The 22,827-nt window shown below is 66.6% G+C and carries 21 protein-coding genes; 10 read left to right on the top strand and 11 right to left on the bottom strand.

The annotated features are described in order from the left end of the window. The first annotated feature begins 63 nt into the window (after positions 1 to 63). The 3 genes from hemE to E3C22_RS23700 all read left to right on the top strand — a co-directional run bounded on the left by hemE (position 64) and on the right by E3C22_RS23700 (position 3,200). Entirely contained in the window at positions 64 to 1,086 is a 1,023-nt protein-coding gene (gene hemE, locus E3C22_RS23710) for a uroporphyrinogen decarboxylase (protein WP_134764367.1), read from the top strand. A gap of 930 nt (positions 1,087 to 2,016) precedes the next feature. Beyond that, the gene (gene hemJ, locus E3C22_RS23705) at positions 2,017 to 2,520 is read left to right on the top strand and encodes a protoporphyrinogen oxidase HemJ (RefSeq protein ID WP_134764366.1); all 504 of its coding nucleotides are present in this window, start codon (positions 2,017 to 2,019) and stop codon (positions 2,518 to 2,520) included. A gap of 203 nt (positions 2,521 to 2,723) precedes the next feature. Next, positions 2,724 to 3,200 (top strand): hypothetical protein, encoded by a 477-nt coding sequence (locus E3C22_RS23700; protein WP_245515169.1) that lies wholly within the window; start codon positions 2,724 to 2,726, stop codon positions 3,198 to 3,200. Positions 3,201 to 3,237: 37 nt separating this feature from the next. On the opposite strand, the gene E3C22_RS23695 is transcribed toward E3C22_RS23700, so the two are convergent. The 9 genes from E3C22_RS23695 to E3C22_RS23655 all read right to left on the bottom strand — a co-directional run bounded on the left by E3C22_RS23695 (position 3,238) and on the right by E3C22_RS23655 (position 11,191). Beyond that, positions 3,238 to 4,236 carry a dihydrodipicolinate synthase family protein gene (locus E3C22_RS23695; RefSeq protein WP_134764365.1) on the bottom strand — a complete coding sequence of 333 codons (999 nt, stop codon included), beginning with the start codon at positions 4,234 to 4,236 and terminating at the stop codon, positions 3,238 to 3,240. A gap of 201 nt (positions 4,237 to 4,437) precedes the next feature. Beyond that, complete coding sequence (locus E3C22_RS23690) at positions 4,438 to 4,917, bottom strand: F0F1 ATP synthase subunit B (RefSeq protein WP_134764364.1); 480 nt, start codon at positions 4,915 to 4,917, stop codon at positions 4,438 to 4,440. Positions 4,918 to 5,031: 114 nt separating this feature from the next. Then, complete coding sequence (locus E3C22_RS23685; RefSeq protein WP_134764363.1) at positions 5,032 to 5,631, bottom strand: F0F1 ATP synthase subunit B; 600 nt, start codon at positions 5,629 to 5,631, stop codon at positions 5,032 to 5,034. 75 nt (positions 5,632 to 5,706) lie between these two features. Continuing rightward, positions 5,707 to 5,934 (bottom strand): F0F1 ATP synthase subunit C, encoded by a 228-nt coding sequence (locus E3C22_RS23680; RefSeq protein ID WP_134764362.1) that lies wholly within the window; start codon positions 5,932 to 5,934, stop codon positions 5,707 to 5,709. Between the two features lie 101 nt (positions 5,935 to 6,035). Further along, positions 6,036 to 6,794 (bottom strand): F0F1 ATP synthase subunit A, encoded by a 759-nt coding sequence (locus E3C22_RS23675; protein WP_134764361.1) that lies wholly within the window; start codon positions 6,792 to 6,794, stop codon positions 6,036 to 6,038. Between the two features lie 108 nt (positions 6,795 to 6,902). Then, positions 6,903 to 7,307, bottom strand: a complete 405-nt coding sequence (locus E3C22_RS23670) for an AtpZ/AtpI family protein (protein WP_134764360.1) — start codon at positions 7,305 to 7,307, stop codon at positions 6,903 to 6,905. 155 nt (positions 7,308 to 7,462) lie between these two features. Next, positions 7,463 to 8,500, bottom strand: coding sequence for a TerC/Alx family metal homeostasis membrane protein (locus E3C22_RS23665; RefSeq protein ID WP_134764359.1), 1,038 nt, complete (start codon positions 8,498 to 8,500; stop codon positions 7,463 to 7,465). A 254-nt stretch (positions 8,501 to 8,754) separates the two neighbouring features. Beyond that, the gene (gene eutC, locus E3C22_RS23660) at positions 8,755 to 9,567 is read right to left on the bottom strand and encodes an ethanolamine ammonia-lyase subunit EutC (RefSeq protein WP_134764358.1); all 813 of its coding nucleotides are present in this window, start codon (positions 9,565 to 9,567) and stop codon (positions 8,755 to 8,757) included. Positions 9,568 to 9,823: 256 nt separating this feature from the next. Continuing rightward, the gene (locus E3C22_RS23655) at positions 9,824 to 11,191 is read right to left on the bottom strand and encodes an ethanolamine ammonia-lyase subunit EutB (protein ID WP_134764357.1); all 1,368 of its coding nucleotides are present in this window, start codon (positions 11,189 to 11,191) and stop codon (positions 9,824 to 9,826) included. 401 nt (positions 11,192 to 11,592) lie between these two features. Between E3C22_RS23655 and E3C22_RS23650 the strand changes: the two genes are divergently transcribed. Both E3C22_RS23650 and E3C22_RS23645 read left to right on the top strand, forming a co-directional pair. Next, a complete protein-coding gene (locus tag E3C22_RS23650) occupies positions 11,593 to 14,139 on the top strand; it encodes a heavy metal translocating P-type ATPase (protein WP_245515168.1) in 2,547 nt (848 codons plus the stop codon). 29 nt (positions 14,140 to 14,168) lie between these two features. Next, the gene (locus E3C22_RS23645) at positions 14,169 to 14,624 is read left to right on the top strand and encodes a DUF411 domain-containing protein (protein WP_134764356.1); all 456 of its coding nucleotides are present in this window, start codon (positions 14,169 to 14,171) and stop codon (positions 14,622 to 14,624) included. Positions 14,625 to 14,646: 22 nt separating this feature from the next. Here E3C22_RS23645 and mmsB read toward each other — a convergent pair whose 3' ends face one another. Beyond that, positions 14,647 to 15,507: a 3-hydroxyisobutyrate dehydrogenase gene (gene mmsB, locus E3C22_RS23640; protein ID WP_134764355.1), complete on the bottom strand. Its 861-nt coding sequence runs from the start codon at positions 15,505 to 15,507 to the stop codon at positions 14,647 to 14,649. A 65-nt stretch (positions 15,508 to 15,572) separates the two neighbouring features. After that, positions 15,573 to 16,640: an enoyl-CoA hydratase/isomerase family protein gene (locus tag E3C22_RS23635; protein WP_167591886.1), complete on the bottom strand. Its 1,068-nt coding sequence runs from the start codon at positions 16,638 to 16,640 to the stop codon at positions 15,573 to 15,575. A 288-nt stretch (positions 16,641 to 16,928) separates the two neighbouring features. Here E3C22_RS23635 and E3C22_RS23630 point away from each other — a divergent pair, with 288 nt between their 5' ends. The 5 genes from E3C22_RS23630 (at position 16,929) to denD (ending at position 22,458) form a co-directional block, all read left to right on the top strand. Continuing rightward, positions 16,929 to 17,573 carry a class I SAM-dependent methyltransferase gene (locus E3C22_RS23630; protein WP_245515171.1) on the top strand — a complete coding sequence of 215 codons (645 nt, stop codon included), beginning with the start codon at positions 16,929 to 16,931 and terminating at the stop codon, positions 17,571 to 17,573. A gap of 175 nt (positions 17,574 to 17,748) precedes the next feature. Further along, complete coding sequence (locus tag E3C22_RS23625) at positions 17,749 to 18,144, top strand: DUF1761 domain-containing protein (RefSeq protein ID WP_134764352.1); 396 nt, start codon at positions 17,749 to 17,751, stop codon at positions 18,142 to 18,144. A gap of 279 nt (positions 18,145 to 18,423) precedes the next feature. Beyond that, positions 18,424 to 20,244 carry an IlvD/Edd family dehydratase gene (locus E3C22_RS23620; RefSeq protein ID WP_134764351.1) on the top strand — a complete coding sequence of 607 codons (1,821 nt, stop codon included), beginning with the start codon at positions 18,424 to 18,426 and terminating at the stop codon, positions 20,242 to 20,244. Positions 20,245 to 20,380: 136 nt separating this feature from the next. Beyond that, positions 20,381 to 21,133, top strand: a complete 753-nt coding sequence (locus tag E3C22_RS23615; protein WP_134764350.1) for an SDR family oxidoreductase — start codon at positions 20,381 to 20,383, stop codon at positions 21,131 to 21,133. Between the two features lie 350 nt (positions 21,134 to 21,483). Continuing rightward, positions 21,484 to 22,458: a D-erythronate dehydrogenase gene (denD, locus tag E3C22_RS23605; RefSeq protein ID WP_134764348.1), complete on the top strand. Its 975-nt coding sequence runs from the start codon at positions 21,484 to 21,486 to the stop codon at positions 22,456 to 22,458. Positions 22,459 to 22,827: the final 369 nt, after the last annotated feature.

Genomic DNA, 22,827 nt, shown 5'->3' with positions numbered 1-22,827 from the left:
TCACCGACTCTAAGAATCAGCAATTTCTCTTAAAAGAGATTCTTGGAAGATTGGGAGAACGCCATGACGGAACAGCGCAAGCTTCTGCGGGTGCTGAATGGCGAGACGGTCTCGCCGCCGCCCGTCTGGCTGATGCGCCAGGCAGGCCGCTACCTGCCGGAATATCGCGAATTGCGGGCCAAGGCCGGAGGCTTTCTCGACCTCTGCTACGATCCGGACTTTGCCACCGAGGTGACCCTCCAGCCGATCCGCCGCTTCGGCTTCGACGCGGCGATCCTGTTTTCCGACATTCTGGTGATCCCCGACGCCCTCGATCGGGACCTCCATTTCGTCGCAGGCGAGGGGCCGAAGCTGACGCCGATCCGAGAGGACGAGATCGCTTCGCTCGATCCGAGCCGGGCCGAGACCCATCTCGCTCCCGTCATCGCGACGGTCGCAAGGCTGCGCGAGGAACTCCCCGCGGAAACGACGCTGATCGGCTTCTGCGGCGCCCCCTGGACGGTCGCGACCTACATGATCGCCGGTCACGGCACGCCGGACCAGGCGCCGGCGCGGCTGTTCGGCTATCGCCATCCGGAGGAGATGGAAACGCTGCTCTACCTGCTCGCCGAGATGAGCGCCGACTATCTGATCCGCCAGCTGACCGCCGGGGCGGACTGCGTGCAGATCTTCGATTCCTGGTCCGGCGTCCTCGACGAGGCGAGCTTCGAGGCCTATGCGATCGGCCCCGTGCGGCGGATGGTCGAGAAGGTCCGCGCTGCGAAACCCGATGCCAGGATCATCGGCTTTGCCAAGGGAGCGGGAGCGTTCCTTTCGACCTACCGCCAGAAGACCGGCGTCGATGCCGTCGGACTCGATTGGCAGCTGCCGATGGATTTTGCCCGTGGACTCCAGGCCGAAGGGCCGGTGCAGGGTAATCTCGATCCGCTGCGGCTGATCGCCGGCGGGCGGGCGCTGGAGGAAGGGATCGACCGAATCCTCGAAAATCTCGGCTCCGGGCCGCTGATCTTCAATCTCGGCCACGGCATCACCCCCGACGCACCGATCGCCCATGTCGAGGCGCTGCTGAAGCGGATCAGGGGGTAAGGCGCCTCTGGCGGATGAGCCCGTCCATGCGGCGAATCCCGTCCAGGCGACGATCCGGCCGGATGATGATGGACGGCCGTCGCAGAATTGCCGGAAGCACCACCGCTTCGTCATCCTCGGGCTTGTCCCGAGGATCTCCTGCGGTGCGATCATCGGACAATTCGTGGGCGGAAGGGCGTTCTTTCGACGGTTCTGGAGCTGCGGAAGCAGTGAATCCTCGGGACAAGCCCGAGGATGACGCGCTCCGATGGTTCCGGCGAGCTTGGGACCACATGCGCAACGTTACCGGGACTATGTGCCGAGATGGTCCCCGACAAGGCGCGGTCATGCAAGACCGATCGCAAGATCGGACCGCAGCATCCGACGACCGGCCTGGCAGTGGCGCCGACCGGTCCCGAGGTGGCGTGGGGTTCCTGCAAAAAGCGTTCCCCCATCGGCGGCGTCATCCTCGGGCTTGTCCCGAGGATCTCCTGCGGTGCGATCATCGGACAATTCGTGGGCGGAAGGGCATTCTCTCGACGGTTCTGAGGGTGCGGCAGCCCCATCGCTTCGTCATCCCGGGCTTGACCCGGGATCCATTCCAAATCGGTGGCGGGGCCATCGTTCGTCAGCTTGTTGTTATTCCTGACTCGAACGGCCACTTCGACTGAGACGACTGGATTCCGGCTCGGGGGCCGGGATGACGAGGCTTTAGGCTCTGCGACCGATTTTCCCTGCCGCTGCTGCATGGGCGGCGAAGCATGGGGCGCCCTAGCCAACAGCTTTCCCACAGGCCGATCTGTATAAGCGGGGTTTCGGCCTCACCGCGCTGGCGGCGAATTGACTCGGCGGCAGGCGGCGAGTCAGGAACGGCCGTCGGCATTGGCCTGAAGCGACTCGGCCTTCCGGCCCCGACACGAAGCCTGCGACCCGAGGACGATCCGAACGACGATGAGAAACGCGCTGATCGCCCTTGCCATCACCGTGCTCGTTGCCGCGCTGATGTTCCTGCTTTTGCCGGATTCGGCCTATCTCTGGGTGAAGGCGGTGCATGTCTTCGCAGTGATCGCCTGGATGGCCGGCATGCTCTATCTGCCGCGGCTCTTCGTCTATCACGCTGACGCCGAGCCCGGCTCGGTGCAGTCGGAGACCTTCAAGGTGATGGAACGCCGGCTTTTGAAGGGGATCATCAACCCCTCGATGATCGCCACCTGGGTCGCCGGCGTCTGGCTCGCCGTTTCGGGCGGATGGCTGACCGGCGGCGACCACTGGCTGCATGTGAAGATCTTCCTGGTGCTGATCCTTTCCGGCATCCACGGGATGCTGACAGCCGCCACGAGGCGCTTTGCCGAGGATCGCAACGAGCGTCCGGCCCGCAGCTGGCGGATCATCAACGAGGTCCCGGCGGTGCTCCTCATCGGCATCGTCATCCTGGTGGTCGTAAAGCCGTTCTGATGCGTTGCCGGCTCTGCCACCCGCTGCAATCGATCCTGATCCGTAAACCCTATTTAAAGTCGTAGCGGGAAATCATCCCTCATACGCAGTAGGAGGGAGCGGATGGCAGGTGCCCTTGCGCAGACCGGGAATGGTAGCGCTGTTCATGGCCGGATCGCGACCGACCGGCGGGCCGATCATGTCTCGGGCGCGTGGACCTCGCGATGAGCAAGCTCGGCATCGCCCTGGTGCAGGAGAGCGCGGAACGGGTATATCCCGGCGAGACGGCCTCGGCCGCCGAGATCTTCGCTCTCGCCGAAAGCTATCGCGATGCCGCCGTTGCGCTGCGGCAGTGTGGACGGCCGGGCGAGCCGCTGACGCTGGAGCCGTTCAGGCTGGCGGCGATCCATGCGGTCGAGCTCTATCTCAACGCCCTGCTGGTGCTGGAGGGACAGCCGGCCACGGTGGTGCGCGGATTGCAGCACGATCTTGCCGAGCGGGCAGCTCGGGTCGCCACCCTTGGCCTTTGCCTGCGCAAGCGAACCGCGCGCCATCTGCGGGCGATGTCGGCGGGCCGGGAATATCTGCGCACCCGATACGATCCCGCCGCCACCCGCGACCTGTCGCAGGTCAACCGACTCGAGGCGACGCTGGAAGAGGTGCGCAGAAAGGTCGCCCAGAAATTCGTGGCAGGATCGTGAGGGCTGCCGGTGGCCGGAGCAGTGCCGCTGATGCCGCTCAGCCGAGATAGCCCGCGCTGCCCGGCAGAAACGCCTCCGCGGCCTTGGCGGCGACCTCCACCAGCTGCTTCGACAGGCGGTTGCCGTCGATCTTCAGCGGCAGCTCCGCCTCCCGCCACCGGGAGCCGTGGGCGGCGACATGATCCATCGCCCGGTTGGCATTGGAAAAGGCGTTGGCGCCGCCTTCGGCCGCGGCCGCACCGAAGATCTCCGAGACGATGCCCGAAAGCTGCTCCGACAGCTTCGCCGCCTCGGCGCGCCGGCCCTCCGCCTTCAGCGCCAGCAAGCGCCGCAGTGGCTCGGCGAGGACGTTGCCGGTGGAAAGCAGCCAGCCGTCATAGGGCCCTGCCGGCTTCAGCGCTTCCAGATAGCCGCCCTCGGCGCCGCGAACGAGCGCCACGGAGCCGAAGTCGAGGCGGCTCTCGGCCACCTGATCCTCGCCGGAGGAATCCTTGAAGAGGGTGACCCGCGGCGATTGCGCGAGACGCACCAGCGTCTCTGGCGCGATCCGGCATGAGGTGACCTGGGGCAGCTGATAGACGGCAATGGGCAGGCGGCTCGCTGCCAGGACGGCGTCGTAATGGCGGAGGATCGCCTCCTGGCTGGCATCGGCATCGACCGGCGGGCAGACGACGGCAGCGCTCACCCTCGCTTCCAGCGCCGGGTCCTTCGAGAGCCGCTCTTCGAGATGGCCGAGCCTTGCGATCACCGCCTCGGTCGTCGGCCGCAGCGCGCCGAAGATCAGCGAGACATCGAGCCCCGCGACGTCCTGCGAGGCGGCGAGATCGATCAGCGCATCGAAGCCGGCATCGGAGATCTCCCAGCCGTCGCCGGTCGATCCGGCGAGCATCACCTGGCGGACATGCGGGCGGATGTGCCGGATATGGGCAAGGGTGCGGCCGGGATCGACCGTTCCGGGAGCACCTTGCTTATAGTGGGTGAGGACCGGCACGAAGAGTGCGTCGGCAAGACGGCTTCTGGGGGGCTCGGGGTTCATCGTCGTTCCTCTCCTTGCGACGTTGGTTCTCGCTTATCCTATGCCCTGGGCTGCTTGGAGCGCCACCGCCTATGGACAGCCGCGGCCGGTGATCGGCGTTTCTGCGCGGCGAGCCCGGCCGTTCCGGTCTTGTCTCATGACACAAAAAAAGCCGGACCAAGGGGCCCGGCTTTTGAAAGTGATCCGCGACTGACCTTGCGATCAGTTGAGGCGCTTGCGCACCTCGGCGATCGAGGTGTCGATGAACTGGCCGCTGGAGCCGCCGGAATTGCGGTCGGCGATGATCTTCGCCGAGGCCTCGACGGCGATGTTGATGGCCGAGGCGCGGACCTCGGCGATCGCGTCGCTCTCGGCCTGGGCGATCTTCGCCTCGGCCATGGCGGTGCGCCGCTCGACATAGTCCTCGTTGCGCTGGCGCGCTTCCTTCAGCATCGCCTCGGCCTCGCGCTTGGCGGCGGCGATGATGTCCTTGGCTTCCTGCTCGGCCTCGCGGCGGCGGCGCTGATATTCGGCCAGCTGCTGCTTGGCCTCTTCCTTCAGCTCGCGCGCTTCCTCGATCTCCTTGCGGATGCGATCCGCCCGGTCGTCGAGATTCTTGCCGACCTTGGTCGGCGCCTTCACGTAGAAGACCACGACGAAGAACAGGACGAGGCCGACGAGCGCCCAGAATGTATTGTCCATGATCGTCCTCCTTACCGCATCGGCCCGGATATCGGAATCGATTTTCCGAAAGCACGATGCGTCGAATCAAAGAGATAGCGCGTCCCTTGTGCGTCCTCTCGGACGCACGGCGCGCTAGCGGCTGGCCTGCTCGACCGCGCCGGCGATCTCGTCCTGGTTCGCCTCGATGCCGGCGACCTGGCGCAGGATCGAATCGGTGACGTCGCGGGCGATCTGGTCGACCTCGCCGAGCGCTGCGCGCTTGACCTCGGCGATGCGGCCCTGGGCCTCCTCGAGCTTCGCGTCGAGCTCGGCGTCGAGCCGCTTGCGCTCCTTCTCGGCATCGGCCCTGGCCGATTCGCGCGCCTCGTGGGCGATAGAATGGGCACGGTTGCGGGCCTCGGCGAGCTCCTGCTCGTAGGCGGCCTTGGCCTCGTCTGCGTCGGAGCGCATCCGGTCGGCCGCCTCGAGGTCGAGGGCGATCCGGTCGCGGCGGTTCTCCAGGATGCCGCCGATGCGCGGCATGATCACCGTCTTCAGCAGCCAGTAGAAGACGCCGAAGGTGATTGCCAGCCACAGCAGCTGCGAGGGAAAGAATTCGGGATTGAACGGGGGAAAGCCTTCCCCGTGTTCACTTGCGGCGATGGTGCCCTCGTGGTGCTCCTCGGGCATTGCGCTCGCGCCGTGAGACCCGGTCGGCTCCCCGTCCTGGGCATAGGCTTGTGTGACGAACATCGCGGGTCTCCGGCAGTAAGCGGCCGGCAGCCATCATGGCCGCCGGTCCTGTCGTTCGGCGCGTGCTGGCTTGCCTCAGACGGCGAAGAGCAGAAGCAGCGCGATGAGCAGCGAGAAGATCCCGAGCGCTTCCGTCACGGCGAAGCCGAAGATCAGGCGGCCGAACTGGCCGTCGGCAGCCGAGGGGTTGCGCAGGGCGCCGGCCAGATACTGGCCGAAGATGGTGCCGAGGCCGATTCCGGCGCCGCCCATGCCGAGGCAGGCAATACCGGCACCGATGAACTTTGCTGCATCCGCTTCCATGTGACTACTCCTTTGAACGGGTTTGATGAGCGGGTGGTTGTCGGGGCGACGCTGCGCCCCCGCGGAGGGGCCGGGCCGTTTCGACCCTTCAAGACGAAGGATCAGTGGCCCGGATGGATGGCGTCGTTGAGATACATGCAGGTCAGCACCGCGAAGACATAGGCCTGCAGCGCGGCGACCAGGAATTCCAGCGCCGTCAGCGCGATCACCATCAGCAGCGGCAGGATCGAGCCGAGAATGCCGAGGGCGCCGAGAGCGCTCAGCGAGACGACGAAGCCCGCAAAGACCTTCAGCGTGATGTGGCCCGCCAGCATGTTGGCGAAGAGACGAACCGAAAGCGAAACCGGCCGGGAGACGAAGGAGACGATCTCGATCAGCACCACCAGCGGCAGCAGCAGCGCCGGCACGTCCGGCGGCACGAATAGCTTGAACCAGTGCAGGCCGTGCTTCATCAGGCCGTAGACGACAACGACCGTGATCACCAGCATGGCGAGTGCGAAGGTGACGATCAGATGGCTGGTCACCGTGAAGAAATACGGGAACATGCCGAGAAGGTTGGCCACCAGTACGAACATGAAGATCGAGAAGACGAAGGGGAAAAACTTCATCCCCGCCGTGCCGGCGGCGTCGCGCAGCATGTTGGCGGTGAACTCGTAGGTCAGCTCGGTGATCGACTGGCCGCGCGACGGCACGAGGCCGCGGCCGCGCGTCGTATAGTAGAGAAACGCGGCGGTGATCGCGACGGTCAGCACCATGAAGAGGGCGGAATTGGTGAAGGAGAAATCCCAGTCGCCGATCTTGATCGGCACGATACGGTTGATCTGGAACTGGTGAATGGGATCTGTCGGGTCGTGTTCCAAACGGCCTGGTCCTTCGTCGAATGCCTGCGCCCAAAATGAGACGATCAGCCAATAGCGTTACCGAAGGCGCGAAGCAACACCCATTCGGCGGGTTTCGGGCCGGGTTTTTCAGCTTTCGCCGTTGCGGGAGGAACGTCCGGGCGGTTCGTCCGAAGTCTTCGGCGCCGGCGAGGAAGACGGGCCGACCGAATGGAGGACGTTGCGCACGCCTGCCGCGAAACCGATCATCAGGAAGACGATGAGGCCGAAGGGCATCGTTCCGGCGAGGCGGTCGATGCCGTAGCCGATCGCCGCGCCGACGATGATGCCGGCGACGAATTCCGAGGCGAGCTTCAGCCCCTCGGCGATGCCCTGCGACGTGCCGGACTTGCGCTCCCTGGCGCTTTCGGCGGCATTGCGGGCGCGGTGCTCGGCGAGCTTGGCGTCGAGCGCGGCGCGCCTTGCGTCCCACGCCGCAGTGTCCGCGGCGCCGGCTGCCGGCCCTGCCCTCTCGGCGTCGTCGTCCTTCGCCACGTCGGCCTCATTCTTCGTTGCGGCGACATCGTCGTCCTGCGAGATCGTCTTCCTGAATGCCGGCCGCACCACTCGCAGGCCGCGGCCGGCGATGCAAGCTGCCGGCTAGCTGCAAAAGTGCTGCCGCTCGTCGGCTCCCGGGTCGGTTGCCCGCGCTACTTGCCCTTGAAGGGCGAGGTCATGCCGCGGCTCTTCAATAGGCTGGCGATGGTGGTGATCGCTAGAATGCCGATGATGACGCCGAGGGAGAACAGCGTCGAGATGTGCGGCAGGCCCTCCACCGGCTGGCCGCCATTGATGAAGGGCAGCGAGTTTTCCTCCAGCGCGTGGAAGATCAGCTTGACGCCGATGAAGCCGAGCACCAGCGACAGGCCGAGACCGAGATAGACCAGCCTGTCGAGAAGGCCGCCGAGCAGGAAATAGAGCTGCAGAAGGCCGAGCAGCGCGAAGGCATTGGCCGTGAAGACGATGAAGGGCGCGTCGGTGAGGCCGTAGATCGCCGGGATCGAATCCAGCGCGAACAGGATGTCGGTCATCCCCAGCGCGATGATGACGATCATCATCGGGGTGAAGTGCCGCTTGCCGTTCTCACGGACCGTCAGCGCGTTGCCATGGAACTCGGAGGTGACCGGCAGATGGTTCTGGAACCACTTCACCAGGGCGTTGGGCTGATATTCCTCGTCGGACTTCTTGTGGCCGGAAAGGCTCTCGGAAGCGAGCTTCCAGGCGGTCCAGAGCAGGAAGACGCCGAACAGGTAGAACACCCAGGCGTATCGCTCGATCGCCGCCGCGCCGATGGCGATGAAGATGCCGCGCATGATCAGCGCCAGCACGATGCCGATCAGCAGCGCCTTCTGCTGGTCCTCGCCGGGAACGCGGAAGGCCTTCATGATGATGACGAAGACGAAGAGATTGTCGACCGACAGGCTCTTCTCGGTGATGAAGCCGGCGAAATACTCGACCCCGTGGGTGTGGTCCCAGAACAGGAACACCCCGCCGCCGAAGATGCAGGCGATGGCGATGTAGAAGGCCGACCAGAAGGCGGCTTCCTTGAAGCCCGGTTCGTGGGCCTTTCTGACATGGGTGAGGAAGTCGAAGAGGAAGAGCGCGGCGATGCCGCCGATGGTCGCGAGCCAGACGAAGAGCGGAACGGCACCGTTGCCCGACGAACTGGTGAAAAAGTCTTCCAACATCAAACTCCCGTCGGCAAACCGGCAGGATACCGATCCATTCCGCGTGGCTTTGTCGTCCGCCGTCGCCTGGCGGCACACCGGTCCGCGGCCGAAAACCGTCGGGCAGGCGCGGCGACGGCCGGCGAGCCTCTCGGCGGCGCCGGCCGTCGCCTTTAGATGTGTTGCCGCGCGGCAGCTTCAAACCACTGCGATGGAAGAATTTGCCGGCATCGGGTAGGGGTCGCTGGGGTCGCCTGAGGATTAGCGCCGGAGGATCAGGGGCCGAGCCTCGGCGTCTCGCCGTCGCTGCCGAGCCGGTCGTCGGCGTCGTCCTTCAGCCTGGTGCCGGAAAGGCCGAGTTCGGCGGCGCGGACGACAAGGCCGGCGAGCTTTTCGCCGGCAATCTCCGGCTTCAGGCCGCCCGGGCGGATGTTGGAGACGCAGTTGCGATCGGCATCGGATCGTCCGGGCTTCGGCGCGAAGGTGAGATAGGCGCCGAGACTGTTTGCCGCAGAGAGGCCCGGCCGCTCGCCGATCAGCATCAGCGCAATCTTCGCGCCGAGCGCCTCGCCGATCGGGTCGGACAGCGCCACCCTTGCGCCCGAGGCGACAACCACCGGGGCGATCCGCCAGTCCTTCGGCAGCGCGCCGAGAAGCCCGGCCGCGACCTTGGCGCCATGGGCGTTTACCGCCGTCGCCGAAAGCCCGTCGGCGACGATGACGACGAGGTCGAAGGGCCCGCCCTCGACGGCCTTGAGTGACTTGCGGGAGGTCTCGGCGAGCCGCCGGCCGAGATCCGGGCGGCGCAGATAGGTCGCCCGGTCGCCGGCCTGGCTCTCGGCGGGGATGTTTGCACGTCCGGCCTCGCGCAGCGCCGCCCCGATGGCGTCGGCCTGAAACTCCGAATGCACCGCGTCGCGGGCCTTGGCATGGGCCTCGGCGAAATCGAGATGGGCCGCCGTCGGCAGGCCGGCGCCGCGCCGGCCAAGGCCGATCCGCGCTTCGGTGAAGTCGCGCAGGCGCTTCAACGGGTGTTCGTCGCGCCCCGTGACGAAGACGGGGAGTTTGGATGTTTCATCCGATGACATGACGGTGGCTCCCATGGCTATCGGCAGATCGATTGCCCGTCGTTTCAGCCGGCAGGCGCAGACAGTAACGCTTCGTCATTCTCGGGCCCCGTCCCGAGAATCCAGAGATCGTCGGGCAGGACCGGCTGCAGCTGCAAAAGCCAGAAGCGGCCGAAGCTGCGGCGGTTGCCCTGGATTCTCGGGACGGGGCCCGAGAATGACGATGCTCCCGCTTTCGCGATCCCCTGTCCAAGCAGACGCCTTTTGCGACCTGCCCCTACTCCGCCGCCTCCAGAAGTTTCGACCGGGCGATCAGGCCGGCGTCGCCGCGCTGCTTTTCCGGCATCAGGAAGCCCGCCTCGTCGAACACCCCGACCTCCCGCGCCCAGGCCTCGAATTCCGGCGCCGGCTTCAGCCCCAGCGCCCGGCGCACATAGGCGGCGTCGTGATAGGAGGTCGACTGGTAGTTCAGCATGACGTCGTCGGAGCCCGGCACGCCCATGACGAAGTTAACGCCGGCAACGGCAAGCAGCGTCAGGAGGTTGTCCATGTCGTCCTGGTCGGCCTCGGCGTGGTTGGTGTAGCAGACGTCCACCCCCATCGGCACGCCGAGCAGCTTGCCGCAGAAATGGTCCTCGAGGCCGGCCCTTGTTATCTCCTTGCCGTCATAGAGATATTCCGGGCCGATGAAGCCGACGACGGTGTTGACCAACAGAGGGTCGAAGGCCCGCGCGACGGCATAGGCCCGCGCCTCCATGGTCTGCTGGTCGATGCCGAAATTGGCGTCGGCTGACAGCGCGGCGCCCTGCCCGGTCTCGAAATACATCACGTCCTCACCCACCGTGCCGCGCTTCAAGGATTTTGCCGCGTCCTGCCCCTCCTTCAGCATGGCGAGGTTGATGCCGAAGGATTCGTTGGCCTTCTGCGACCCCGCGATCGACTGGAAGACCAGATCGACCGGTGCGCCGCGGCCCATCGCGTCGATCGCCGTCGTCACATGGGCGAGCACGCAGGACTGCACCGGGCAGTCGAGGCGAAGGCGCAGCTCCTCGATCAGTTCGAGCAGGCGCCGCATCGCCGACGGGCTGTCGGTTGCCGGATTGATGCCGATCACCGCGTCGCCGCAACCGAAGGCGAGGCCGTCGAGGATCGAGGCGGCCACCCCCTTGGCATCGTCCGTCGGATGGTTCGGCTGGATGCGCACCGAGAGCCGCCCGGGCTCGCCGACGGTGGTGCGGAATTTCGTCACCACCGGCCGTTTCCTGGCGATGGCGATGAGATCCTGGTTGCGGCAGATCTTCGAGACCGCCGCGACCATTTCCGGCGTCAGTGCCCATTTCAGCGCCGAGATCGCGTCGGTCGTCGCCTCGTCCGAGAGGAGCCAGTCGCGGAATTCGCCGACCGAGAGGCCGGAGATCGGCCGAAACGCTTCGTCGTCATGCTGGTCGAGGATCAGCCGCTGCACCTCATCCCTATCCGGGTCGATCAGCGGCGTCGCGAGGATATCCGAAAGGCCCGTTTCGGCGAGGCGCCGCTGCGCCTTCACCCGTGCCTCCTGGCTTTCCGCTGCGAGGCCGGCGAGGAAATCGCCGGAGCGGGCCGGCGTCGCCTCGGCGAGAAGGGTCTTCAGGGAATTGGGTGGCATCTCAATATCCTCGCGGGGTGACCGGTGGCGGCGTAACGCGTCGCACGGCCCGACGATTGCCCCATCTGATGGCAAATTCCGTGTCTGGTCAATTTTGCTGCACCATGGCGGAAACGGCTTCAGGTGGGAAGAGAGCATCGCCGCGTTGATCTCCCCCCTCGCGGGGGAAATGGGCGGCAGCCCAGAGGGGGGCGTGCCGGGCGCTCCCTTTTGAATGTTCTGCGCCGGCCGTGCGAGGCGCCCCCCTCTGCCTTGCCAGGCTGCAGGGCACGCGTTTCATCCCGTCCTATGGACCCCCCACCAGGGGGCCGATCGGCAGCTTCGGTGACCGCCTTCCTTGACCTTCCAGTAACGGGAAGCCCCATCTCCATCGCGACGAAGACCGAGAAGGCAGAAAGCCCATGACGGAGACGATGCAGCGCGACGGCCATCGCGGCCACCACCAGGATGGCCATGATCATGCGAACCACGACGCTGAGGGTCACGGCCGGCAGGGAAACGGTGTGGCTCATGTCACCCGCGATCCGGTCTGCGGCATGACCGTCGACCCGCAAGCCGGCAAGCCGACGGCCGAGCATGACGGCCGCATGGTGCATTTCTGCTCCGACGGCTGCCGCAAGAAATTCCTCGCCGATCCCGCCGCCTATCTCACCGCCGAAGACCCGGTCTGCGGCATGGAGGTCGAGCGGATCGACGCCCCGCACATGATCAAGCACAAGGATGCGTCCGGCTCCAGCCAGCGTTTCTATTTCTGCTCGGCCGGCTGCGAGGCAAGGTTTCAGGCCGATCCCGAGACATATCTCGGCGACCGGCCGGCACAGGAGCCGATGCCCGCCGGCACGCAATATACCTGCCCGATGCATCCGGAGATCGTCGAGGACCATCCCGGCGACTGCCCGAAATGCGGCATGGCGCTGGAGCCGATGGGCGTTCCGACCGGCGACGAGGGATCGAACCCCGAGCTCGTCGACTTCACCCGGCGGCTGTGGGTCTCGGCTCTCTGCGCCGTACCGCTGCTCGTCCTCACCATGGGCCCGATGGTCGGGCTTCCGGTGAGGGAATGGGTCGGCGAACAGATGGCGGTCTATCTGGAATTTCTGCTGGCGACACCCGTCGTCCTCTGGGCGGCGCTGCCCTTCTTCAAGCGGGGCTGGGCCTCGATCGTCAACCGCTCGCCCAACATGTGGACGCTGATCGCGATCGGGGTCGGCGCCGCCTATGGTTATAGCCTCGTCGCCACCTTCCTTCCCGGCCTCTTCCCGGCGTCGTTCAAAGAGGACGGCGTCGTGCCGGTCTATTTCGAGGCCTCGGCGGTGATCGTCGCACTCATCTTCGTCGGCCAGGTGCTGGAGCTGAAGGCGCGCGAGCGCACCGGCTCGGCGATCCGCGCACTGATGGATCTGGCGCCGAAGACCGCGCGTCGGATTGGTGAAGATGGCAATGACGAGGACGTCGAACTCGCGGAAGTGAGGTCCGGCGACAGGCTGCGGGTCAGGCCGGGCGAGAGCATCCCGGTCGACGGCCGCCTGGTCGACGGCCGCTCTTCCGTCGACGAATCGATGATCACCGGCGAACCGGTGCCAGTGGAAAAGAATGCCGGCGACAAGCTCACCGGCGGCACGCTCAACAAGTCCGGCTCTTTCGTCATGGAAGCACAGGCGGTCGGCGCCGACACCACCCTGTCGCGCATCGTCGAGATGGTGGCGACCGCGCAGCGCTCGCGCGCGCCGATCCAGGGTCTGGCCGACCGGGTCGCCGGTTACTTCGTGCCGGCCGTCGTCGCCGTCGCGGTCCTCGCCTTCCTCGCCTGGGCCGTTTTCGGGCCGCAGCCGGCACTCGCCCATGCGCTGGTCGCCGCCGTGTCGGTGCTGATCATCGCCTGCCCCTGCGCCCTCGGCCTCGCAACGCCGATGTCGATCATGACGGCGACCGGCCGCGGCGCCTCGGCCGGGGTTCTCATCAAGGATGCCGAGGCGCTGGAGCGGTTTTCCAAGGTCGACATCCTCGTCGTCGACAAGACCGGCACCCTCACCGAGGGTCGCCCGAGCCTCACCGACCTCGTCGCGCCGGATGGCGACGAAGACGCCGTCCTGTCGGCGGCGGCGAGCCTCGAACGGGGCTCCGAGCACCCGCTCGCAGAAGCGATCCTGTCCGGCGCCAGGGAGCGCGGCCTCACCCTTGCCGATGCAGACGACTTCGATTCGGTCACCGGGAGGGGCGTGAAGGGAACCGTCGGCGGCAAGTCCGTCCTCCTCGGCAACCGCGAGATGCTGGAAGCTGCGGGCGTCGATCCCTCCCCCCTCGACGGCGACGCCGAACGGCTGCAGGGTGAGGGCAAGACGGCGATGTATGTCGCGATCGACGGTGAGGCCGCCGGCCTCATCGCTGTCGCCGACAGGATCAAGGAGACGACGAAGGGGGCCATCGAGGCGCTGCACGAGAGCGGCATGCGCATCGTCATGGCGACCGGAGACAACGAGCGCACCGCGCATGCCGTGGCGAAGGAGCTCGGCATCGACGAGGTCCGTGCCGGCCTGTCGCCAGAGGACAAGCAGGCCCTCGTCGAGGAGCTGCGGCAGGGCGGCGGAACGGTTGCCGTCGCCGGCGACGGCATCAACGATGCTCCGGCGCTCGCCGCCGCCGATGTCGGCATTGCCATGGGCACCGGCGCCGACGTTGCGGTCGAGAGCGCCGGCATGACGCTGGTGAAGGGCGATCTTCAGGCGATCGTGCGGGCGCGGCACCTCGCCGAGGCGACGATCGCCAACATCAAGCAGAATCTCTTCTTCGCCTTCGCCTACAACACCGTCGGCGTACCGATCGCCGCGGGCATTCTCTACCCGGTCTTCGGCCTCCTCCTGTCGCCGATGATTGCCGCTGCGGCGATGAGCCTCTCCTCGGTCTCGGTCATCGGCAATGCGCTCAGGCTGCGGACGGTGAAGCTGTGACCTTCCTTCTTTCCATGGAGACGACTGCGATGAAGACGGTGCTTGCGAGCGTCCTTTTGGCAGCGACGACCTTCGGCCAGCCCGCGCCGGCCCGTGCCGACCACGACGAGCGCCACATGACGGTGGTCAAATCGCCAACCTGCGGCTGCTGCGAGGCCTGGGTGGCGATCGCCCGCAAGTATGGCTTCGAGGTGGAGACCCGGGATACCGACGATCTCGACACCGCCAAGCGACTTGCCGGCGTACCGGAGCCGCTGCGCTCCTGCCACACGGCCGAGATCGGCGGCTATGTCGTCGAGGGCCACGTGCCCATGGAGGCGATCGAGAAGCTTCTTTCCGAGCGTCCGAAGATCCGCGGCATTTCGGTGCCAGGCATGCCGATGGGCTCGCCCGGCATGGGCGACGATCCGAACGCACGCTTCGACGTCCACGCCTTCGGCACCGCCGATGGCAGCCAGCCGGTGTTCTACGAGGCCGGCCGCTGAAGCTGCGCCACGCCGGGAGAATTCAGGACTGGCCGAGCCTCTCGAGGATCGCCGAAAAGTCCTTGCCCCGTCCGCCCGCGTCGACGAAGGCCTTGTAGATGTCGCGGGCGTGGCGGCCCATCTCCGTCGCCGCGCCGTTCTTCTCGGCTGCCGTCTGCGAGAGGTCGAGATCCTTCAGCATCAGCTCCGCCGCAAATCCCGCCTTGTAGTCGCGGTCGGCAGGGCTCTCCGGGCCGACGCCAGGGGCCGGGCAATAGGTGTTGAGCGACCAGCAGGAACCGGACGAGGTCGAGGCGACGTCGAACATCGCCTGGCGGTCGAGGCCGAGCCTGTCGGCAAGATGGAAGGCTTCGCAGACGCCGATCATGGATATTCCAAGGATCATGTTGTTGCAGATCTTCGCCGCCTGACCGGCGCCGGCTTCGCCGCAATGGACGGCCTTCGCCCCCATGATCTCGAAGAGCGGCCGGCCCTTGGCGAAGGCCGCCTGCGACCCACCGACCATGAAGGTCAGCGTGCCGGCGGCAGCTCCCCCGGTGCCGCCGGAGACCGGCGCGTCGAGGGACATCAGGCCCTTCTTGCCGGCAAGCTCGTGCACCGCCCGGGCGCTCTCGACGTCGATGGTCGAGCAGTCGATGATCAGCGACTCTGGATCCGCCGCGGCAACCACAGCCTCATGCACGGTTCGCACGATGCCGCCATTCGGCAGCATGGTGACGATCACCTCCATGCCGGCGACGGCGTCCTGCATCCGGCCCGCGCCCGCAACGCCCTCGACCGCGACTTCCGCCGTGTCGTAGCCGGTCACCTCGTGGCCTGCCGCGCCGAGGTTCTTCGCCATCGGCGCGCCCATATTTCCGAGACCGATGAATCCGATCCGCATCCCATATCCTCCCATGTCGTCCTGCCCGGTGTCCCGCCACCTGCAGCTATCGCTATCTCAGTGCCTCAGAAGCTCAACTCGTCGTCCCCGAGCGTCGCCAGCATCGCCTCGACCCTTTCGCGCGAAAGGTCCTCGATGCGCTTTTCCGGCCATTGCGGGGAGCGGTCCTTGTCGATGACGACTGCGCGGGTGCCTTCAAGAAAGTCGCCCTTCTCCTGGGCACGGAAGGTGTAGCGATATTCCCGCGCGAGCGCCGTCTCGATGGTCGGATCGGCGCGTGCGGCGCGCACCAGTTCCAGCGTGACGGCGGCCGAAAGCGGCGAGCCGCGGCGGATGCTGCGGGCTGTCTCGGCGGCGAAATCACTCCCGTCGGCCTCGAGCGCGGCGAGGATCGCCGCAGCGTCCGGGGCGGCGAAGAACCGGTCGATCATCTCCCTGCGGCTGGCGAGGATGCCTTCCTCGGGCGTTTCGAACAACGCCTCGATGGCCCTCGGATCGCCGGTCTCCTCGAGCCGGGCGATCGCCCGGGGGATTTCTGACGAGGGCAGGCAGTGGTCGGCAAAGCCGGCGAGGATCGCGTCGGCCGCCTTCATGCGAAAGCCGGTGAGGCCGAGATATTCGCCGAGCCGGCCCGGCGCTTCGCCGAGCACCAGCGTGCCGCCAACATCCGGGATCAGGCCGATGCCGCATTCGGGCATCGCCACCATCGATCGTTCGGTGACAATGCGGTGATCGCCATGGGCCGATAGCCCGACGCCGCCACCCATGACGATGCCGTCCATCAGGGCGACATAGGGCTTTTCATACCGGGCGATCGTCCGGTTCAGCCGGTATTCGTCGGCGAAGAAGCGCCGCCCCGGCAGGAAGTCGCCCTCCTTGCCCGCGCGATAGAGCGCGGCGATGTCGCCGCCGGCGCAGAAGGCCTTTTCCCCCAGCGCGTCGATGACGACGATTTCGACGCCCTCGTCCTTAGCCCAGGCGTCAAGCGCCGCCTCGATGGCGAGCGCCATCTGGTGATCGAGGGCGTTCAGCGCCTTCGGCTTGGCAAGGGTGATGCGCCCGGCCCGGCCGGCCTTGCGGATGATGACGCCGGCCGCCGGGTCGCCGGGCTTTTCGCTGTCGGAATAGGGCAAGGAAGGGCCTTTGCTGGTTTCGGCTTTCGGCCAACATGTCGCCGCCACCGGGGTTGTCCATCTCTTCACGGCGGGAGAGAAGGACGAATCGCGGCTGCCGGGAGGTGGGCGCAGCGCCGGCGCGACAACAGCACGGCGCGGAAGCGGGCGGAGGCTCTGAATGTGACGGAGAGACAGGCGAAGAACGAGCCGGCGACGGCCGGGCGCGGCGCGGCTTATGAGAGGGGAGCCGGCGGCGGGCCCGCTGGCGGAGCGCGCCGCCTCGATCCCGGTCGCGCCGAGGCCTTCATCCTCGCCAACACCTCGGTCCTGCGGCCGCCGCATGTGCCGGAAATCGCGCTGCGCCTTGCCTCGGAAGCCCACGAGATCTGGCTGAAGACCGAGGAGGAACTCGCCGAACTCGGCCTGCCCCCGCCCTTCTGGGCCTTTGCCTGGGCGGGTGGCCAGGGCCTTGCCCGCTATCTCCTCGATCACCCCTTCGAGGTCGCCGGGCGCCGGGTGGTGGATTTTGCCAGCGGCTCCGGCCTCGTCGCCATCGCCGCCGCGATGGCCGAAGCGCGAGGCGTGCTTGCCGCCGACATCGATCCTTTCGCCGCGACGGCGCTGTCGCTCAATCTCGCGCTGAATGGCAGGGAGCCCGGATCGCCTCTCGGCGGGATCGGCTTCTCGCCGGAAGACCTCGTCGGCCGGCCGCTCGACGCCGACATTCTCCTTGCCGGGGACGTCTTCTATGACCGTCAGATGGCCGATGCCGTGATCCCCTGGTTCGAGGCGGAGGTCGCCCGCGGCGTCAGGGTGATCGTCGGCGATCCCGGCCGGGCCTATCTGCCGAAGCACCGCCTCGACCCCCTCGCAGAATACCGCGTTCCGGTGAGCCGCGCCCTCGAGGATCAGGACGTCAAGCGGGTGACGGTCTGGGAGTGGCGAGGCTAGTCGAGGAAATCCAAGGCGACGATCGAAGGGCAATGAGGTGTGGCGCTCGCCCATCAGCCCCGTCCTGTTCCGTTGCGGAGAAGCGGTTCCGGCGAGGCGAAACGCCAAAGTAAGTTGACGGAACAAATCTGCTCTCGCAAGCTCGTTTCGGGGATTCGAGGGGGACGGACGATCGATGTCGCTGGCGGCGACCGATTATTTCGCCATCGTCCTGGCGACGGTGGTGTCGATGATCGTCGGGACGATCTGGTACACGGCGCTCGCCCGCCACTGGCAGCGGGCGGCGCGTTTCGACGTCCTCGGCATGTCGGAGCGGTCCGGCAACATCCTCGTCGCCATCCTGTCGGAATTCGTCATGGCGGCGGTGTTCGCCGTGCTGCTGAGCCATTTCGAGACGGTCAGCCTTCTGGATGCGCTGCTGTCCGCCGTCTTCCTCTGGATCGGCTTCGTCGCGACGACGGTCATCGTCAATCGCCGCTTCCAGGGATTCGGCTGGGACCTTGCGGCGATCGATGCCGGCCACTGGCTGATGGTCCTGCTCGGCCAGGGCCTCGTCTTCGGCACCTTCTGAACGCTGTTCTGCCGATCTTCGGCCCGTTTTGCAGCCCTGCAACGGGTGCCTGCGTATTCGCTGAAGACCGCACGGAAGCGCCCGTCCGACACTCCGGCGCCAGAGGTGCGACCTCTCCGGAACCTGGACGACGCACTCGGGAACACCTCGTTTTTATTGCCGAAGTACCTCCGACGAGGCACGGCGGCCGAAGAAGCCTTTGCGCTCATCCCGGGTTATTGTATACGTCGTTTTCGAAACGAAACGATGGCCGCGCCAAGGCGCGCGCCCGGAGCCGCAATGACCGATCGCACTTCCCTCAAGACCCCGCTCAGGTCCCGCGCGTGGTTCGACAATCCGTCCAACCCGGACATGACGGCGCTCTATCTCGAGCGCTACCTGAATTTCGGCCTCAGCCAGGACGAGCTCCAGTCCGGCAAGCCGATCATCGGCATTGCCCAGACCGGCTCCGACCTCTCGCCCTGCAACCGGCACCATCTGGAATTGGCCAAGCGCGTGCGCGAAGGTATCCGCGAGGCCGGCGGCATCGCCATCGAGTTTCCGGTGCATCCGATCCAGGAGACCGGCAAGCGGCCGACCGCCTCCCTCGACCGCAACCTTGCCTATCTCGGTCTCGTCGAACTGCTCTACGGCTATCCGCTCGACGGCGTGGTGCTGACCATCGGCTGCGACAAGACCACGCCCGCCTGCCTGATGGCGGCCGCGACGGTGAACATCCCGGCGATCGCCCTGTCGGTCGGTCCGATGCTCAACGGCTGGTTCCGCGGCGAGCGTACCGGCTCCGGCACCATCGTCTGGAAGGCCCGCGAGATGATGGCCGCCGGCGAGATCGACTATCCGGGCTTCGTCAAGCTCGTCGCCTCCTCGGCGCCCTCCACCGGCTACTGCAACACCATGGGCACGGCCTCGACGATGAACTCGCTCGCCGAGGCTCTCGGCATGCAGCTGCCCGGCTCGGCGGCGATCCCGGCGCCCTACCGCGACCGCCAGGAGATCTCGTATCTCACCGGCAAGCGCATCGTCGACATGGTCCATGAGGACCTGAAGCCGACCGACATCCTGACCAAGGACGCCTTCGTCAACGCCATCCGCGTCAATTCGGCGATCGGCGGCTCGACCAACGCGCCGATCCATCTCAATGCGCTCGCCCGCCATGTTGGCGTCGAGCTTTCGATCGACGACTGGCAGACCTATGGCGAGGAGATCCCGCTTCTGGTCAATCTCCAGCCGGCCGGCGAATATCTCGGCGAGGACTACTATCATGCCGGCGGCGTGCCGGCGGTGGTCAATCAGCTGATGGAACAGGGCCTGATCGCCGAAAACGCCCTGACGGTGAACGGCCGGACCATCGGGGAGAACTGCCGCGGCGCCGTCATCGAGGACGAGAACGTCATCCGCACCTTCGACAACCCGCTGAAGCCCCATGCCGGCTTCCGGGTCCTGAAGGGCAACCTCTTCTCCTCGGCGATCATGAAGCTCTCGGTGATCTCGCCGAAGTTCCGCAAGACCTATCTGGAGAACCCGGCGGACCCGATGGCCTTCGAGGGCAAGGCGATCGTCTTCGACGGCCCGGAAGACTATCACCACCGGATCGACGACCCGGCGCTCCAGATCGACGAGCGATCCGTCCTGTTCATGCGCGGCGCCGGTCCGATCGGCTATCCGGGCGGCGCCGAGGTGGTGAACATGCGGGCGCCCGACTATCTCATCAAGCGCGGCATCACCGAGCTTCCCTGCATCGGCGACGGCCGCCAGTCCGGCACATCGGGTTCGCCTTCCATCCTCAACGCCTCGCCGGAAGCCGCTGCCGGCGGCGGCCTAGCACTGCTTCGGACCGGCGACCGGGTGCGCATCGATCTCGGCCGGGGCACCGCCGACATTCTGATTTCCGCGGAGGAACTAGCCGAACGCCGCAAGGCGCTGGAGGCCGAGGGCGGCTATCACTTCCCGGCCCACCAGACGCCCTGGCAGGAGATCCAGCGCGGCATCGTCTCGCAGTTCGAGACCGGCATGGTGCTGCAGCCGGCCGTCACCTATCAGCGCCTCGCGCAAGGCGGCGCGAGCGGCGACATGGCGAAGGTGCCCCGCGACAACCACTGACCGGACGCCGCCCGGGCATGGAAGGCTCGGGCATTCGCCGAACCAAGAAGCGCGGCCTCGCCGCCAATGACATCCCAGCGAGCCGGCGTTCTTCACTGCTTTGGCCGAGGATGTGTGACATGAAGGAATGCCTGACATGACTGGACGCCTCGAAGGCAAGATCGCCGTCTGCACCGCCGCCGGCCAGGGGATCGGGAGGGCGGTCGCCGAAGCCTTTCTCGCCGAGGGCGCGACGGTCTATGCGTCCGACCTCGACGCACAGAAGCTGACCGGTCTCGATCACGGCGGTAAGGCGCATCTCGCCGCCCTCGACGTCACCGATTCTGCGGCCGTGAAGGCCTATCTCGACGGCGTCGAGACGCCGGACATCCTGTTCAACTGCGCCGGCTACGTCCATCACGGCACCGTTCTCGACTGCGACGAGAAGGCTTGGGATTTCTCCTTCGAGCTGAACGTCAAGGCGATGCACCGGACGATCTCGGCGCTGGTCCCGCGCATGCTGGAAAAGGGCGGCGGCTCGATCATCAACATGTCTTCCGCCGCCTCCTCGATCAAGGCGGCGCCCAACCGCTACGTCTATATGGCGACCAAGGCGGCGGTGATCGGCCTCACCCGCTCGGTGGCGGTCGACTTCATCAAACAGGGCATCCGCTGCAACGCCATCTGCCCCGGCACCATCGAATCGCCTTCCCTCGACGGGCGCATCGAGGACCTCGGCAAGACGGTTGGCGGCACCGACAAGGCCCGGGCGATGTTCGTCGAGCGCCAGCCCATGGGCCGCATCGGCACGGCGGCCGAGATCGCCCATCTCGCGGTCTATCTCGCCTCCGACGAGAGCGCCTTCACGACGGGCACGACGCAGCTGATCGACGGCGGCTGGTCGCTTTAGGGCGTTGCTGCAGGAACACGAAGGACCGAAAGGGCTTGTGCAAAGACATCGAGGTGGGGCGCCTTTCGAACCCCCCTCAGCCTGCCGGCATCTCCCCCTCAAGGGGGGAGATCACGCGGCTTTGACGGGGGCGCGCTCGTTGATGGAGGTGACGAGAGCTCTTCGACGATGATGCGCCGCGGTCGAACGAGATCCGATCTCCCTCCTCGAGGGGGAGATGTCCGGCAGGACAGAGGGGGGCGCGACGGGCACAAGCATTCGCGACCATCCGGCGGCAAGACGAAGACAGCAGGCGCGAAAGCCGAGGACCCGAGGCCGGCGCGTCAAAAAGGCATCAAGGGAGGAACGACATGCGGATACTGGTGCTGGGAGCGGCAGGGATGGTCGGGCGGCGGCTGATCGACCGGCTCGTCGCGGAAAAGACCATTGCCGGCGAGACGATCACGGCGATCGACGCCTTCGATGTGGTGAAGCCTGAGATCGCCGCGCCGGCCGGCGTGGAAATCGCTGCGAGCGCCGGCGACATCGCCGACGAGGCGACGGTCAGGGCACTCGTCGAAAGGCGCCCCGACTTCATCTTCCACCTTGCCGCCATCGTCTCGGGCGAGGCCGAGGCCGATTTCGACAAGGGCTACCGGATCAACCAGGACGGCATGCGCCATCTCCTGGAGGCGATCCGCGCGCAGGGCGAGAACTACCGCCCGCGCCTCGTCTTCACCTCGTCGATCGCCGTCTTCGGCGCGCCCTTCGAGGAGCCGATCGGCGACAGTTTCCTCTCCGCGCCGCTGACCAGCTACGGCACCCAGAAGGCGATCTGCGAGCTTCTCCTCAACGACTACAGCCGCAAGGGTTTCGTCGACGGCGTCGGCATCCGGCTTCCCACGATCGTCGTGCGGCCCGGAAAGCCGAACAAGGCGGCCTCGAGCTTCTTCTCCGGCATCATCCGCGAGCCGCTGGCCGGCCAGGAGGCGATCCTGCCCGTCGCCGACGACGTCCGCCACTGGGTGGCGAGCCCGGCCTCGGCGGTCGGCTTCCTGATGCATGCGGCGACGATGGACACCGACGTTCTCGGCGCCCGTCGCTGCCTGACCATGCCGGGTCTTTCCGTCACCATTGCCGAGATGATCGAGGCGCTGCGCGAGGTCGCCGGCGACGAGGTGGCGGGGCGCATCCGCCGCGAGCCGGACGCGGTGATCGAGAAGATCGTCGCCGGCTGGCCGCGGACCTTCGATGCCGGCCGTGCTGCGAGCGTCGGCTTTGCCGCCGATGCGAGCTTTGCCGATATCGTCCGCGCCCACATGGCCGACGAGGCGGCGCGGGGATGAGGGAGTCGCGAGCGATCGAACAAACACAGGCTGGATATCGCGTTGCCGCATTTCGTGGAGGGTTGGCGCCCGCGAACCCCCCTCTGTCCTGCCGGACTGCAGGGACGAGCCACGCGTCTCGTCCCGTCCTTCGGACCCCGCCTCAAGGGGGGAGATCGGCAGCGTCACCGGCAGCACTCGATGGTTCGACGTTTCCTGCCGAACTCCATCTTTGTCGGAAAGGCGACGAGCCAGGAGCGAGATCGATCTCCCCCCTTGAGGGCAGGTCTATCGCATATGGCGAATGAGATCGAAGAAGAAGCTTTCGTCCCATCCGGCCTTGAGGAGTTTTCGTCGCATGGGGGTCTTGTCGGGATGCAGTCTGGCGAC

Source organism: Jiella endophytica, assembly GCF_004519335.1.
GTDB classification, from domain to species: Bacteria; Pseudomonadota; Alphaproteobacteria; order Rhizobiales; family Rhizobiaceae; genus Jiella; species Jiella endophytica.
The sequence above is the reverse complement of the archived record's forward strand: the minus strand, read 5'-3'. Positions and strand labels throughout refer to the sequence as shown.